At 49.3% G+C, this 288-nt stretch carries 1 protein-coding gene; it reads left to right on the top strand.

Annotation, left to right across the window (positions count from 1 at the left end; translation table 11 throughout):
• A partial coding sequence (gene rsmS, locus LZP73_RS20410; RefSeq protein WP_234236781.1) for a pleiotropic regulatory protein RsmS occupies positions 1-155 on the top strand: 155 nt, incomplete at its 5' end.
• Positions 156-288 lie beyond the last annotated feature (133 nt).

Below are 288 nucleotides of genomic sequence, written 5' to 3'. Positions count from 1 at the left end.
TGGAAAATGCCCCTGACGATGTCAAACTGGCCGTCGATTTGATTGTGCTACTGGAAGAAAATCAGATCCCAGCCCGCACCGTGCTGCGCGCGCTGGATATTGTAAAACGCGATTATGAAAAGAAATTAACGCGCGATGATGAGGCGGAAAAGTGAGAAATAAATGGGGCCGCTAAATGTCCCCTAAGATTGTGGGCAAACGCAAAACTGCCTGATGCGCTACGCTTATCAGGCCTACACCGCTCCTGCAATATATTGAATTCTTGCGGTTTCGTAGGCCGGATAAGGC

This window comes from Shewanella sp. AS16, from assembly GCF_021412365.1.
Lineage (GTDB): Bacteria > Pseudomonadota > Gammaproteobacteria > Enterobacterales > Shewanellaceae > Shewanella > Shewanella salipaludis.
This window is presented reverse-complemented; position numbering and strand designations above follow the sequence as displayed.